This is a genomic window from Microbacterium immunditiarum (assembly GCF_013409785.1).
Taxonomy (GTDB): domain Bacteria; phylum Actinomycetota; class Actinomycetes; order Actinomycetales; family Microbacteriaceae; genus Microbacterium; species Microbacterium immunditiarum.
On sequence record NZ_JACCBV010000001.1, the window covers coordinates 3,858,143 to 3,872,409 of the forward strand.

12 protein-coding genes are annotated in these 14,267 nt (G+C 65.3%); 3 read left to right on the top strand and 9 right to left on the bottom strand.

What is annotated here, in order from left to right; translation table 11 throughout:
• Positions 1-254 precede the first annotated feature (254 nt).
• Genes BJ991_RS17950 through BJ991_RS17965 form a run of 4 tightly spaced genes read right to left on the bottom strand, consistent with a single transcriptional unit; the run spans position 255 to position 4,371 of the window.
• The gene (locus tag BJ991_RS17950) at positions 255-1,241 is read right to left on the bottom strand and encodes a hydroxyacid dehydrogenase (RefSeq protein WP_343048824.1); all 987 of its coding nucleotides are present in this window, start codon (positions 1,239-1,241) and stop codon (positions 255-257) included.
• A gap of 29 nt (positions 1,242-1,270) precedes the next feature.
• Positions 1,271-2,095 (bottom strand): carbohydrate ABC transporter permease, encoded by an 825-nt coding sequence (locus tag BJ991_RS17955; RefSeq protein ID WP_179492266.1) that lies wholly within the window; start codon positions 2,093-2,095, stop codon positions 1,271-1,273.
• On the bottom strand, positions 2,092-3,057 hold the full coding sequence (locus BJ991_RS17960) for a carbohydrate ABC transporter permease (RefSeq protein ID WP_179492267.1): 966 nt from the start codon (positions 3,055-3,057) through the stop codon (positions 2,092-2,094). Before BJ991_RS17960 ends, BJ991_RS17955 begins: the two co-directional genes overlap by 4 nt.
• Before the next feature lie 27 nt (positions 3,058-3,084).
• Complete coding sequence (locus BJ991_RS17965; protein ID WP_343048825.1) at positions 3,085-4,371, bottom strand: ABC transporter substrate-binding protein; 1,287 nt, start codon at positions 4,369-4,371, stop codon at positions 3,085-3,087.
• A 269-nt stretch (positions 4,372-4,640) separates the two neighbouring features.
• Between BJ991_RS17965 and BJ991_RS17970 the strand changes: the two genes are divergently transcribed.
• From BJ991_RS17970 to BJ991_RS17980, 3 genes are all read left to right on the top strand, one after another.
• Positions 4,641-5,699: a substrate-binding domain-containing protein gene (locus tag BJ991_RS17970; RefSeq protein ID WP_179492271.1), complete on the top strand. Its 1,059-nt coding sequence runs from the start codon at positions 4,641-4,643 to the stop codon at positions 5,697-5,699.
• 267 nt (positions 5,700-5,966) lie between these two features.
• A complete protein-coding gene (locus BJ991_RS17975; protein ID WP_343048826.1) occupies positions 5,967-7,430 on the top strand; it encodes a GH1 family beta-glucosidase in 1,464 nt (487 codons plus the stop codon).
• Positions 7,431-7,444: 14 nt separating this feature from the next.
• On the top strand, positions 7,445-8,485 hold the full coding sequence (locus tag BJ991_RS17980; RefSeq protein ID WP_179492273.1) for an SGNH/GDSL hydrolase family protein: 1,041 nt from the start codon (positions 7,445-7,447) through the stop codon (positions 8,483-8,485).
• 35 nt (positions 8,486-8,520) lie between these two features.
• Here BJ991_RS17980 and BJ991_RS17985 read toward each other — a convergent pair whose 3' ends face one another.
• From BJ991_RS17985 to BJ991_RS18005, 5 genes are all read right to left on the bottom strand, one after another.
• Positions 8,521-9,009: a gluconokinase gene (locus BJ991_RS17985; RefSeq protein ID WP_246301462.1), complete on the bottom strand. Its 489-nt coding sequence runs from the start codon at positions 9,007-9,009 to the stop codon at positions 8,521-8,523.
• Between the two features lie 50 nt (positions 9,010-9,059).
• Positions 9,060-10,298, bottom strand: a complete 1,239-nt coding sequence (manD, locus tag BJ991_RS17990; RefSeq protein WP_179492275.1) for a D-mannonate dehydratase ManD — start codon at positions 10,296-10,298, stop codon at positions 9,060-9,062.
• A 37-nt stretch (positions 10,299-10,335) separates the two neighbouring features.
• A complete protein-coding gene (locus tag BJ991_RS17995; RefSeq protein WP_179492277.1) occupies positions 10,336-11,658 on the bottom strand; it encodes a mannitol dehydrogenase family protein in 1,323 nt (440 codons plus the stop codon).
• A gap of 65 nt (positions 11,659-11,723) precedes the next feature.
• A complete protein-coding gene (gene uxaC / locus BJ991_RS18000; RefSeq protein ID WP_179492279.1) occupies positions 11,724-13,130 on the bottom strand; it encodes a glucuronate isomerase in 1,407 nt (468 codons plus the stop codon).
• Between the two features lie 78 nt (positions 13,131-13,208).
• Positions 13,209-14,150 (bottom strand): substrate-binding domain-containing protein, encoded by a 942-nt coding sequence (locus BJ991_RS18005; RefSeq protein WP_179492281.1) that lies wholly within the window; start codon positions 14,148-14,150, stop codon positions 13,209-13,211.
• Between the last annotated feature and the right edge of the window lie 117 nt (positions 14,151-14,267).

Genomic DNA, 14,267 nt, shown 5'->3' on the forward strand with positions numbered 1-14,267 from the left:
CTCTCGTCATTGAGAAATCCGCCTGGCGTCCGTCCCCAGGGGTGCCCTCTAGTCAGCTCGGATTCAGGCTCAATCCGATCGTGTCCTCCACTCTCTTGGAGAATGGCCGCGGCGGCCTGACGGACTGAAGTCCAAGCTCGTTCCGGCTACGGAGCGCACGGAAGGCAGGAAGGGTTCTGCGAAGTTGCCGCGATGTTCCGGAGGGGCGTCCTCGAGGATTATGCTGAGCGGCACTTCGACCGCCTGTCGATGAATCATGCGATCCTCGCCAACGCCTCGGGAAGCACTTCTTCGAGCAGCGTGCCCGTCGACGCGAACCGCTCCACCTCGGACACGGCGTGTGCACCCAGTCGACGGAGTTCATTTCCGAACGCGCCCGCAATGTGCGGAGTGAGCACCACGCCAGGGGCAGCGAACAGAGCATGGTCACGCGGAAGGGGTTCGGGCTCGGTGACGTCGAGCACAGCCCGCAGCCGATTCGCGTGAAGCTCGGCTACAAGTGCATCAGTGTCTACGAGGCTTCCGCGGGCGGTGTTGAGCAGCGCAGCCCCGTCTTTCATGAGTGCGAGCTCGCGTGCTCCGATCATCCCGCGGGTCTCCGGCAGGGCCGGCGCATGCACCGACACAACGTCCGCAGCCCGCAGCAGCTCGTCGAGCGACGTGAGACGCGCGCCGAGCGCGTCTGCGTCAGCGGCCGTGAGTGTCGGGTCGAACAGTATGACGTCGAGTTCGTGCGGCCGGAGCAGCGACAGAAGATGTCGACCGGTTCGCGAGGCACCGACGACGCCCACCACCGCCCCCTCGTTCCCGAGCGGCGCGAGCCGCTCCCACGAACGCGGATGCCCCCCGCGCAACATCTTCTCGGCTTCGAACGCGCGCTTCCCGAGGAGCAGGATCATCGCCAGCGCATACTCCGCCACCGGAAGGGCGTTCACTTCGGCGGCAGTGGAGACTCGAATCCCGCGCTCCCACACCGCCCGAGTAACCATAGCTTTCACGGATCCCGCGGCATGCACCACGGCAGCCAGTCGCGGCGCCCGAAGCAGGAACTCCTCATCGAGCCTCGGCGCACCCCACCCGGTCAGGAGAATGTCGGCGGCCTCGAGATGCTTCGCCAGAGCCACGTCCGCGGCCTCGCGCAGAACTCCCTCTGCGACGTCCGCGATTCGGTGAAGGCGGGCCCACGCAGCGTCGTCGAAGAGTTGGTGGGCGAGCCGCTCGTCTCGCATCGCGAGCACCACGCTCAAGCGGCGCGGGGCGGCGATATCCGTCATTTCGTCGCCCCTGCGGTGAAGCCGTTGTACACGTACCGCTGGAGAAACAGAAACAGCACAAGGATCGGAACAATCGTGAGGATAACTCCAGCGCAGATGACCTCCCACTGCGAGCCATACTGCCCCTTGAACGCGAACAACGTTGTGGAGATCGGGCGGAGATCCGCGTCGCTGAGGTAGAGGAACGGAAGGTAGAACTCGTTGTACATCGCGATGCCCTTGATGATCACGACCGTCGCGATCGCAGGCTTCAGGTTGGGCAGGACGATGCGGAAGAAGATCCGCACCTGACCGGCGCCGTCGATCATCGCCGCCTCATCGAGCGACTGGGGCAGCGCGCGGATGAATTGGCTAAAGATGTAGATCGAGACGATGCCGGTACCCATGAACAGCACGATCAGCGCCCATTGAGTGTTGTATAGCCCCATTCCCTTGATGAGCTGGAACGTTGAAACCTGTGTTGTCACTTCGGGAACGAGCGCTGCCAGCAGGAAGAGCCCGAGCACCAGCTTGCGCCCGCGAAACTCGAATCGGTCGAGCGCGTACGCCGCGAACGCTGACGTCAGTACGCCACCGGCGGTCGCGACGGCAAGAATGAACACCGTGTTCACGAAGGCGAGCGCCATACCGCCATCCACGAATGCCTTGACGAAGTTGTCGAAGTTCAGCCAATTTCGCGGCGGGGCCATCGGGCTGGTAGTGACGTACTCCTCGTAGTCCTTGAACGCACCGAAGACGATCAGGAGGAGCGGCAGCAGCGCGACGATTGACGCGAAGGCGAGCGACCCGTACTTGAATGTCGATGCGGTCACCTGCTTCATGCGAGATCCACCTTTCGCTCAGGCATGACCGCACGCTGGATCCATGTCATGATCAGCACGATCAGCAGCATGATCACGGCCATCGCGGAGGCCAGGCCCACCATGTTCCGTTGGAACGCCGTCCAGATGGTGCGGATCACGAACGTCTCCGACCCGTTGCCGCCCCCGGTCATGATGTACGGCACCTCGAACACCGCGAGCGCGCCCGAGATAGCGAGGATGAACTGTAACCCGACGATCGGCCGGATCGAGGGAAGGATGATGTATCGCACCTCGTGCCACCGGTTCGCGCCGTCGAGTGCGGCCGCCTCGAACGTCTCGCGCGGGATCGACTGGATCGCGCCCAGGAACATCACGAAGTTCAGACCCATGTAGCGCCATACCGCGACGGAGGCGAGTGTGATGTTGATTATCGCGGGATCACCCGTCCACTGGCGGATGAGAGAGTCGAACCCGAGAAGGCTGAGTACGGTGTCGAGGCCCCCATCGGGCTTGAGGAAGTTGAGGAAGATCATCCCGATTGCCACGCCATTGATGAGGTATGGAAAGAAGAGGATGCCCTTCCAGAGGTTCTTGAATCGAACGCGGAACGACAGCAGCACAGCGAAGTAGAGGGCGATGGCCATCTGTGCGAGTGCCGCGACGAAGTAGTAGAGGGAGACCAGGAACACCCGCAGGTTGTCCGGTTCCGTGAAGGTCTCGGTGTAATTGTCGAGCCCGACGAAGTTCTTGGTCTTGTCCAGGCCGTCCCAGTCGGTGACGGAGTAGTAGAACATGTTCAGCACCGGCCAGTACGTGAAGACCAGCAAGAGCGCGAGGGGCAGGATCAGGAACAGGTAGGGCGCGGCTTTCCGGCGCCACCCGCGCCGCCGGCGCGGGGTGCCGCGCAGTTCGGGCTGCGCGGCACCCTCGGCCCCAACGGTCGGCGCCTCTGTGGGTCGTGCCGCTTTCGTCAGGCTCATGGTTTGTCGATGTCGAGCCGGTCAGGCTCAGCCGAGCACGTCCTGGCGGCCGGCTTCCCAGGCCGCGTTGAGCTCGTCGAAGAGTTGCTCCTTCGACTTCGACCCGGTGCGGGCGGCGTCGATCAGCTCCTGCCGGTATCGTCCGTCGTTGAGCACGATGCCCGACGCGTTGCTGATGTCGGCCCAAAGAGTCTCCTTGCCGACCGGAAGCGGGTTGAGGGAGAACAGCTCAACCTGGGACACGAAGTCCTCGAGCACGGCGGGCACCGAACCGTCGATCCGGGGCGAGAGGCCGCCGAGGTCCTCCGAGTACGTGGACTCGCCGACCAGGAAGTCCAGCCACGCGCGTGCGGTGACCTTGTTGTCCGAGTGCAGGCTGACTGCCATCGTCACGTCCGGTCCCGTCGTGGCATAGAACTTGCCATCATGCTGGACCGGGAACGGCATGTATCCGATGTCATCGGCGTCGTAGCCCGCCTTCTCGATGTCACCGCCGGCGCGGAAGACCGCCCACGAGCCGACCGGCATTGTGGCGATAGTGCCCGCGCCGATGAGGATCTTCGTCTCGTCGTACGTCGCCGTTGTGGGGTCAGGCTCGATCAGGCCAGCAGCCGCAACGTCGTAGAGCAGCCCGTCGATCACCTCGTAGTCGTTTCCGGAGCCCCATGGGTCAGACCAGGTCGTCATGTCGTACGTGACGTCGGGGTTGTTCGACGGGATCCCGCGGTAGCCTTCCCACTGGGACAGCATCCACCCGTCCTTGTAGTTCGTGACGAGCGGGGTGACTTCCGGGTACTCCGCCTTGATCTTCTTGAGATCCCGGATGAATTCGTCGGGCGTGGTCGGGAACTCGGTGATGCCGGCACCTTCCCAGAGCTTCTTGTTGTAAAGCAGGCCCTGCGCGTTGCCGAGGTCGGGAAGACCGTAAACGACATCCTCGAACGACTTGTTCAGCCATCGGTACGTCTTGAGCATCTCCTCGCGATCGCCGAGCGGCTCGAAGAAGTCGGGGAGCTGGTCCGGCGTGACAGACGCGGGGATGCCGAGCACGTCGCCGTAGTCGTCGGTCGACATGCGCGTCTTGATCTCATTCGGGTAGTCGGTGAGGCGCTGGACCTCGACGTTCTCAACCTCTGGGTACTTCTCAAGGAAGGCTTCGACGTAGGGCTCGAAACGCGCCGGATCGAGGTGAGTGAGGTGCGTGATGGTACCAGACGGCTCGATCGCCTCCTTGGTTTCCTTAGGTGCGGCTTCGCCGCTGCACGCGCTCAGGACGACGGCGGATGCCGCGATCGCCGCAGCTGCCGTGATCACGCGCAGACGACGGACGTTTGTCCGGATGGGTGACACAACCTTCTCCTTTGACGGTCGGACTGCGATGACAATTCGGGTAAATGACTCTGTCGACCGCAGCTCTTGGTGGGGTTTGTTGGACGCCAAGGCATCCGATCGGCAAGTTACACCGTTTTACTTTCTGGAGTCAAGCCTGCATGCCCATATTTACGCTCCCACAACCCCCTGCTGTTCGCCCGGAGACACCTATCGGGGGGAAACGCTTGCACTTTGTCGGCTACGATTGCCGCGTGACCCCCGATAATGCGCCACCCCAGCCACTTGCTCCGCACCAGCGATCGAGCATTCGCGATGTTGCGGCGCGCGCCGGCGTCTCCGTGTCGACGGTCTCCCGCATCCTCAATGGCAACTACCCGCCGGCCCCCCGCACTCGCGAGAAGGTGATGCGTGCGGTAAAGGACCTCGACTACGACCCCAACCCCCACGCGCGAGCGCTGTCTGGTAGCAAGAGCGCGACGGTCGGTATCGTGGTGCGCCACCTCGACGACGGCTTCCTGCTGTCTGTCGTGCAGTCGATTGCCGTCGCGGTCGCCGAGACGGGGAGGCTGTGCCTGATTGGGACAACCGGCAACGATCGCGAACTCGAGGTTCTCCGGCAGATGAATGCGCAGCACGTGCAAGCCATCGTGCTGGTTGGCGCTGTCCTGGAGTCGGATGAGTATCACCGAGCGATGGTGTCCTTCGTTTCAGGGCTGGCCTCCTCGGGCACACGGCTGGTGCTTTGCGCGCGCCCGGCGATCGGGCCCGACGCCGAGTGCCCAGTTGTCGAGTACGACAACGAGGGCGGCACGTACGCCGCGACAAGCCATCTCATTTCCCGCGGTCACCGGCGGATTCTCTTCCTCGGCGGCCCGGAGGGAAGTCTCACTCTGCGCCGCCGGAATGGCTACCGAAGGGCGCTCGCCGACCTCGGCGTTGAAGCGGATCCGACGCTCGAGGTCGGGCCAGCGTGGAACCGCGAGACTGGTCGCGCGATGATGACCAACGTCCTCGGCCCCGGCGGACCTGCGTTCACGGCCGTGCTCACCCACACCGACCAGGTCGCCGCAGGCGTAATCCAGACACTGCGGGAGCGCGGGATGTCGGTGCCGGAGGACGTGTCGGTCGTCGGCTTTGCGGACTCGCCGCTCGCGGCGGACCTCAGGCTGACATCGGTGCACATCCCGGCGGTCGAGCTCGGACGCACCGCCGCGCGCCTCGCCTTGGGGACGGAGCCCGGAGACACTCACACGATGTTCGCGACGCACGTCGTGGTTCGTGACAGCGTCGCGCCCCCGCACGTGGCTTGAGCCGGTTCCGGTAGCCGCCACGTACCGCGACCCCCACCAACCAGACCAAGGCGCGTCTGACGCGCCTCAAGGGACGCCTGATGCGCGTCGGGGCGCGATCCCTTCTTGACTCGGCGACGGAAACCGCTTTAACATCTGAGCGGCGCCGCCAGTGCAGGCTGGCGCTGCGCGATGCGTCTACCGGCACGAGCCCGAACTGCATCGAAATCTTCGCCCCTCTCGTGAAGGCCCGCGCACGTCACGATACGAACAGGAGACACCACTTCCGTGAGCACACCCGATGCATTCCCACCCCGCGTCTTCCCCGAGGACTTCGAGTGGGGCGCGGCAACTGCCGCCTATCAGATCGAAGGCGCCGCCTTCGAGGATGGACGGACAGCCTCGATCTGGGACACCTTCGCCCGCAGGCCCGGCGCGGTGCTCGGAGGCGAGACCGGCGACGTCGCGTGCGATCATTATCATCGTTGGGTCGAGGACGTCGATCACCTCGCGGCGCTCGGCGTCGGCGCCTATCGACTGTCGATCTCGTGGCCGCGGGTCCAGCCAGGTGGCAGCGGTGCGCTGAATCCGGCCGGTGTGCAGTTCTATCTCGATCTGCTCAGGGCGCTTCAGTCGCGCGGCATCCGCCCTTACGTCACCCTCTACCACTGGGACTTGCCGCAAGAGTTGGAGGATGAGGGCGGATGGGCGAACCGCTCCACTGCCTACGCGTTCGCCGAGTACGCGCGACTCATGGCCGAGGTGCTCGGTCACCTCGTCGACACCTGGACGACCCTCAACGAACCCTGGTGCTCGGCGTTTCTCGGATACGCGGCCGGGGCACACGCACCCGGTCGCGCTGAACCGGACGCGGCCCTCGCTGCGGTCCATCACCTCAACCTCGCGCACGGTCTTGCGGTCAGCGCGATCCGTGAGGTTCTGCCGGCCGCCCGTGTCTCGGTCGCGCTGAACCTGCGGCCGATCCGATCCGCGACCGATTCCCCGGAGGATCGGGACGCGGCGCGCCGTATCGAGGCGTTGTCGAACGGCGCGTTCATCGGCCCGCTGTTCGAAGGCGTTTATCCTGAGGATCTGTTGCGTGACACTGCCGACGTCACCGATTGGTCGTTCGTTCACCCTGGCGACCTCGCGATCACGAAGCAGCCGATCGACGTGCTGGGGATCAACTACTACAACCCCACGCTCGTGCGGCGCCGTACCGGCGCGGTCACGACTGAGCGCGCCGACGGGCACACTCCTTCCGCGCATTCGCCATGGGTGGCCGCCGATGGGGTCGAATTCGTACCGCAAGACGGACCGCGGACTGCAATGGGCTGGACCATCGACCCAAGCGGACTGAGCGAGCTCCTGCTGAACGTCCATCGGCGCGTACCCGGGATGCCCATTGTGGTGAGCGAGAACGGGGCGGCCTTCGACGACGTGCCGGTCGTCGAAGGCGGGGAGCAACGCGTCCACGACCCTGACCGGATTGCCTACCTTCACGGGCATCTCGCCGCAGTCGCCGAGGTCCGTGAAGCCGGAGTCGACGTGCGCGGCTACTTCGCGTGGTCATTCATGGACAACTTCGAGTGGGCGTTCGGCACGTCTAAACGCTTCGGTCTGCTGTATGTCGACTATCCGACGGGCGAGCGTACGTTCAAGGACTCCGCCCACTGGTACGCCCGCGTGACTCGAACCGGAGCGATCGACCACGACGTCGAGGCCCCCACCGGTTCCGGAGTCGAAGCATGAATGCGTTCCCGAGCGTGGATGAGTCCACCGGCGGCGAGTACTCCGTCGACCCGATCAAGCATCCTTGGGCCTGGCGAGGCGCTGTCCACTGGCAGGCAGACGGGGGGCGTTTCGTGGCCTGGCGCATCCCGTCGACGCAATTCCATAGCTTCGATACCCCGCGCCTGATCGAACTGGCGCGGATGGCCGCTGGCGTGCGCTTCAAGGTTGAAACGGATGCCGACTGGATCGAAGCGGAGATCCTGGCCGGCGAAGGATCCACCAGCCCCGTCGACGTCATCGTCGACGGGATCCTCCACTCACGGATCCCGATCTCCCGGCCGACACGCGTCCGTGTATCGCTTCCCGCGGGTGTTCATCGGGTGGAGCTGTGGCTACCCCAGTTCGGCGAAATCGCTGTCGGACCGGTCCGGCTCGCCGGAGCAGCCCGCGTTGTGCCTGTGCAGGACGGGCTGCGTTGGGCGGCCTACGGGAGCTCGATCACGCAGTGCCGGGAGGCGCATGGGCCGAGCGACACCTGGCCCGCGTGGATCGATCGCTTCCTTGGCTGGAGTCACACCAACCTCGGCTTCGCAGGGCAGTGCCACCTTGATCCGCCAGCCCGACGGACGCTCGCCACGGCGGACGTCGAGCTGTTGCTCGCGTGCATCGGCATCAACATCTATGAAGCGTCGACATTCGGGCCGCGGGGCCTCGCGGCGCAACTCGGTGGGTTTCTCGTAGACCTCGCGACCGTGCAGCCGGATTTGCCGATCGTCCTCGTGTCTCCCATCCCGAGCCCAAGTCGAGAGAATCGTGCGAATTCCGTCGGCCTCACACTCGCCGAAGTCCGGAAGATCGTCGAGGATGTCGGGCGCACGCTCGCCTCGGGCCGCAGCCGGTTCTCCTGGATCTCGGGACCGGAGTTGCTGGGGCATGACGAGGCCGCCGACCTCCTGCCCGACGGTCTGCACCCAGCGCAGGAAGGCATGTTGGTTATCGCAGAGCGCCTCTCCTCGCGCCTCGGCTCAGTCACGTTGCACCATCGGCCACGGCTTCACGATGTGATCGAGTAAACGGGTGACCGGCGGAAGACTTCGTCCTCCGCCGGTCAGCCGTTGCGGCCACTCCCCGACGCCCGATGTTCGAGGACGCGCTTAACGATCTCGGCTGGTGATGCCGTGATGTCGACTAGGAGGCCGTCTTCCTCATGCTGGAGCGGCTCGAGGGTCGCCAGCTGCGAGTCGAGCAGACCCGTCGGCATGAAGTGCCCACGTCGGTCTGCCAATCTTGCAGCGAGAAGCGCGCGTGAGCCATCGAGCTGCACGAAGCTCGCGTCTGGGACGAACACACGTATGCGGTCCCTGTATCGTCGCGCGAGAGCGGAGCAGGCGACAACGCCAGCGGACAGTTGCGCAAGTGCGCTCCCCACCGCGTCTAGCCAGGGTTCGCGATCGCTGTCCGTCAGCGGAACGCCGGCGCGCATTTTGTCGATATTCGAGGCCGGGTGGAGATCGTCGGCATCCACGAAGGGCACCGTCAGCTGATCTGCGAGCACACGGCCGACGGTTGACTTCCCCGAGCCGGAGACGCCCATCATGACGATGCGGGGGCCGCCCGAACGCCGCTCGCTCCGCGAAGTCGTCGCCCTCACCAGTCGTGCACCGTTCCGTCGGCAAGGCGGTTGTAGGGCAGATAGGCCTGCACGTACGGGTACCTCCCCGCTCCGTCCGTGTCAAGCTCGACGCCGAGACCCGGCTCATCCCCGGGATGCAGCATTCCTTGCCTCCACGTGAAGCTCTGTCGGAAGACCGAGTCCGTCTTCGAACCGTGCTTCATATATTCCTGGATTCCGAAGTTGTGAATCGCCAAGCCGAGATGCATCGCAGCGGCCATGCCGACCGGGGAGACGTCAGTCGGTCCGTGCATGCCCGACTTGATCTGGTACTGGGATGCGTAATCAAGCACCTTCCTCAAGTGGGTGATGCCGCCGGTGTGCGTGACGGCGCTTCGCACATAGTCGACCAGTTGCTCACGGATGATCTGCTGGTAGTCCCACACGGTATTGAAGACCTCCCCGATCGCGAGAGGTGTCGTAGTGTGCTGCCGAACCAGCCGGAGTGCTTCGGGGTTCTCGGATGGCGTCACATCCTCAAGCCAGAACAGGTCGTAGGGTTCGAGAGACTTGCCGAGCTGCGCCGCCTGGATCGGCGTCATCCGGTGATGGCCGTCATGGAGCAGCGGCAGCTCGGGCCCGAATTCGTTACGCACGGCCTCGAAGACGGTCGGCACGTGCCGTAGGTAGGAGCGTGTGTCCCAGTCTTCCTCATTGGGCAGCCCCCCACGCTGCGCAGGCTCGTGGTCGTAGCGAACGCCCGCATTCCCCTCGTAGGTCGAGTTGGATGCGATGCCATAGATCGACTTCAACCCTGGCACAGCCGTCTGGATGCGGATCGCACGGTACCCCTGTTCGAGATGGGAGCGGACGCTGTCGAAGAGCTCATCGGTGTCGCGGCCGCTCGCATGTCCGTACGCGAGCAACCCCATTCGACTCGCCCCCCCGAGCAGTTGGTACACCGGCAGACCGGCCGCCTTCCCCTTCAGATCCCACAACGCCATGTCCACGGCGGCGATCGCCGCCATCGTGATAGGCCCGCGTCGCCAGTACGCACTGCGGTAGAGGAATTGCCACGTGTCTTCGATGCGATGTGCATCTATACCGAGCAGCAGAGGAACGACATGGTCTGTCAGGTAGGCGACCACAGCTAGTTCGCGGCCGTTCAGTGTGGCGTCCCCAAGGCCAGTGAGGCCATCGTCTGTGGAGAGCTTGAGGGTCACGAAGTTCCGGTCTGGGCTCGTGACGATGACCTCGGCGCGGTCGATCCGCATGGCGGTTCCCTTCTCGTGGATGTACAACCAGCGCGGCTCAGCTGGAGGGTTCGGAGCGGGCGGCCGAAGAGAGATGCGCCGCGAGCGATTGATCCGCGGTGAGTCGCTCAGCCACCGCGGCGAGGCGGGCCAGATCGCCGTCGACGGTGTCTTCGGCCGACCGCAGGATCTGCGCCGCCGGGTCGGGGAGGTCCGGACGCAGCCGAGCGAGCTTCAGCCAGGCGGCTATAGCCTCGGCCGACGCTTCGGCGCTACGACCGGAAGCGAGTTCCGCCTCGAGGACGGGCAGAACGCGGAGGCGAACCTTGAGTGTGGAGTCAGCTGCGATCTGCTCGAGGCGATGCCGGATCCTGGGGTTCGCGAATCGCTCGACGAGCTGCGTTTGGTAGGAATCCGGATCGGCGCCTGGTAGGAGCGAACGTGCGGCCTCGTTCCAGAAGCGTTCGACGAGGTCGCGGATCACCGGATTCCCGATCGCCTCGGCTACCGTCTCGTGTCCGAGCGGGATCCCTGCGGCAGCAAGGATCGTATGGGCCCCGTTCAGCATGACCAGTTTCCGACGCTCGAACGGCTCGACGTCCTCGACGAATCGCGCGCCGGCACGTTCCCACTCCGGCCGACCGAGCGGGAAGTCCCCTGCGAGGATCCATTCGTGGTACGGCTCCGTGACTACCGGACTGCGGTCGTCGAGTCCCGTCAGGCGGTGCGCTGTCTCGAGGACCTCGCGACTGGCCGCTGGCGTGATCCGGTCGACGACAGTGGACACGAACGCGACTGTGTCTGCTATCCAGGCGACAAGCTGAGGGTCCGCGCGATCGGCCAGGGCGAGCAGGCCGGATCGTACGAGCGAGCCGTTGCTTGGAAGGTTGTCGCACGGCACGATCGAGATCGGCCCCACGTCGGCCCGCCGTCTCGCCTGGAGACCGAGGAGCAAGCGGCCAGGCACGGTCTCCATAGGAGGCGGCGGGGCGTGCCGGGTCCAGCTCCGCAGAGCCGCGATGTCTGCATCGACTGCCGGATCGTTGAGGGGGCGGCCGTCGGGTGCGATCCGATAGCCGGACTCCGTCACGGTGGCGGTCACAATTGACACAGCGGGGTCCGCGAGGTACGAGACGAAAGCATCGAGGTCGGCGCCATGGTGTACGGCGGCGATGCTTCCGACTATGCGGGCTCGGTCTGTGTCGGGTGCGCGCTCAACGACTGTATAGAGCCCCCCCTGGTCCGCCAGGTCGGCCACGCGTCCCTGAGAGCGCACCGAGAAGGCGGCGATACCCCACTCGCTTGACGCGTCAGTGACGTCGGTGTACCAGGCCTGGTGCGCCCGGTGAAACGCACCGAGGCCGACGTGGACGACGCGCACGGGCGGCGCCGTGCGCAACCGACCGGCGCCGACATCCCCGGCTCGCGACAAGCGTGCTGGCGTACTCACAGCTTGAACACTCTTCTCGGTTGATCGCCGACGCTGTCGCGGATGACGCGCTCGGCCTCTGTCATGGTCACGCGGCCCTCCATCACCAGACGGGCGAGGAAGCTGGCATCCACCCGACGTGCGGTGTCGTGACGGACGGGGATCGAGAGGAACGAACGAGTGTCGTCGATGAATCCTGAGCCTCGCGAGAATCCGGCCGTCTCCGTCACTGCCGCCCGGAACCGCATCATGGCGTCTGGCGCATCGAGGAACCACCAGGGCGCGCCCAGGTAGACGCTCGGGTAGAAGCCGGCAAGCGGGGCCAGCTCCCGGGATGCGGTGGCTTCATCCATGCCGAAGAGGACCAAATGGAATCCTGGCGCCGTCCCATAGCGCTCGAGGAGGGGCCGAAGCCCACGGACGAAGTCGACGGGAACCGGAATGTCATGGCCGGTGTCCGGGCCGAATCGCCGGAATGTGTCGGTGTGGTGATTGCGGAGAGCGCCGGCATGCAACGTCATCACGAGCCCGTCTTCGACGCTCATGCGCGCGCTCTCGAGGAGCATATGAGCCGCGAATCGTGCCGCCTCTCGGGCATCGATGCGGCCAGCGCGCGCATCGTCGTACAGCGCAGCAGCCTCACGCTCGGTGAGATGCGTCACCTCGGCCGACAGGGTGCCATGGTCCGCGGAGACGGCGCCGTGCCGGAGGAAGTGCTCTCGGCGCGAGGCGAGGGCGTCCAGATATGCGCGGTACCCGTCACCGGCGACGCCCGCCGTCAGGCGCTCGACGCGTTCGCGCCAGCCTGGCACAGTCGGGTCGAGGTATGCGTCCGGTCGAAACGTGGGAATGACCCTTCCGGATAGCGCCGCAGTCCCAGCGATCTCACGGTGCACGGCGAGGTCGTCGAGCGGGTCATCGGTCGTTGCCAGGACCTCGATGCGGAACCTTTCGAACAGGGCGCGCGGCCGGTACTCAGGCCGCCAGAGTCGATCAGCGATCGCCTCGAAGAGCTGGTCAGCCACCGCGGCGGACGGCTCAGCGTCCACGCGCAGAATCTCTGAGAACGTAGTGCGCAGCCAACCGCCTGAGGCCGTGCCGCTGAAGTCACTCCAGTGATCGCAGAAGTGCCGCCAGACCTCCCGGGGATCCGCCGCCGCCACATCCCCCTCGCGGACGGCGACACCAAGGTCCTGAAGTCCGATCCCGGCGGCGTGCAGCAACCGCGTGACGTAGTGATCGTTCGTGATGAACAGCTCGGCCGCGTTCGCGAAGGGACGGTTGTCGAGCAGGATCGCCGGGTCGACATGGCCATGAGGGGAGACGATCGGCGCGTCGGCAACGGAGTCGTAAAGAGCTCTCGCACGCGAGCGAACGGCTGGCTCCACCGGAAACAGTCGGTCCGGATCAATATCGATCGCCACGTCTGAACGTTACGGTTGGACAGCCGGTTTGTCAATCGATTGCCATGATGCTTTCGTGCCTCTTGGGGGCGCCCGCTGTCAGGCGGCCGGTCCGATCGAGTCGCGCTGAATGAATGTTGCCGATGCGGGCCGCTCCTCGGCGGCAGCGGCGTCGAGTGCCATCCGGATGGCGCGGGCGCCAAGCATGTCGAGGGGCGTGCGCACTGTCGCGAGCGCCGGGGCGATCAGGTCGGCCCCGAAGATGTCGTCGAAGCCGACGATGCTCAGCTGCTCAGGGACGGCCACACCGAGCGCCTGCAGACGCCGTATGACGCCGATCGCCATCAGATCGTTGAAGGCGATGACGGCCGTGGCTTCTCCGGGGATGGCTCGGGCCGCTTGATGGCCTCCCGCGAGGGTCGGGGGGAACGGTCCCAGGACTTCAACGACGAGGCCAAGCTGCTGCGAAGCGGTGGTGATGACTCGGCGGCGTTCTCGGCTCATCCAGGATCGTGATGGCCCCGAGAGGTAGACAAGTGATTGGTGGCCAAGGGCCTTCAGTGCGGAGAGAGCCTCTTCGACCCCCCTTTGAAGGTCGGGTACGGCTGCGGCAACGTCCGGTACCCGCCGGTTGATGAGCACGACACGCTTGCGCTTGGCCAACTCGGCGATCTGTCGATTCGTCAACCGCGATGCAACTAGGACGAGCGCGTCGACGGACGGGATCAGCCTCGCGGCCGCCTCCGCCTCGTGAGCGCCTGACTCCTCGGACTCCGCGAAGATCACCGTGTAGCCGTGCAGTCGCGCTTCGCGCTGAGCACCTCGCACGATATCGAAGTACACCGGGTTGCCGAGATCGGAGACGATGAGGGCGATCGTCGACGAGCGCCCCGTCTGGAGAGCCTGTGCCATGGGGTTGAGCTGATAGCCGAGTTCCTCGGCTACTTTGCGGATCCGTGCCTCGGTTGTCGCGTTGAGGCGGCCCGGGACTCGAAGGGCGCGGGACACCGTGGACGGTGAGACCCCTGCGGCTTCTGCCACGTGATAGATCGTTGGCGTGGAATGCGTCCGTTCGGGGTTGGGCGGCGAACTCGTCGGCATTCGTTCCTGTCTCCGGTCGGCGGCCCCGGCGTCGGGCAGCAGTCGTAAGCTACACCA

Bases quoted from the DNA above. Each gene is read 5' to 3' on its own strand.
- BJ991_RS17960 (WP_179492267.1), bottom strand. From the start codon at position 3,057: ATGAGCCTGACGAAAGCGGCACGACCCACAGAGGCGCCGACCGTTGGG.
- manD (WP_179492275.1), bottom strand. From the start codon at position 10,298: ATGCGGATCGACCGCGCCGAGGTCATCGTCACGAGCCCAGACCGGAAC.
- BJ991_RS17985 (WP_246301462.1), bottom strand. From the start codon at position 9,009: ATGATGGGCGTCTCCGGCTCGGGGAAGTCAACCGTCGGCCGTGTGCTC.
- BJ991_RS17955 (WP_179492266.1), bottom strand. From the start codon at position 2,095: ATGAAGCAGGTGACCGCATCGACATTCAAGTACGGGTCGCTCGCCTTC.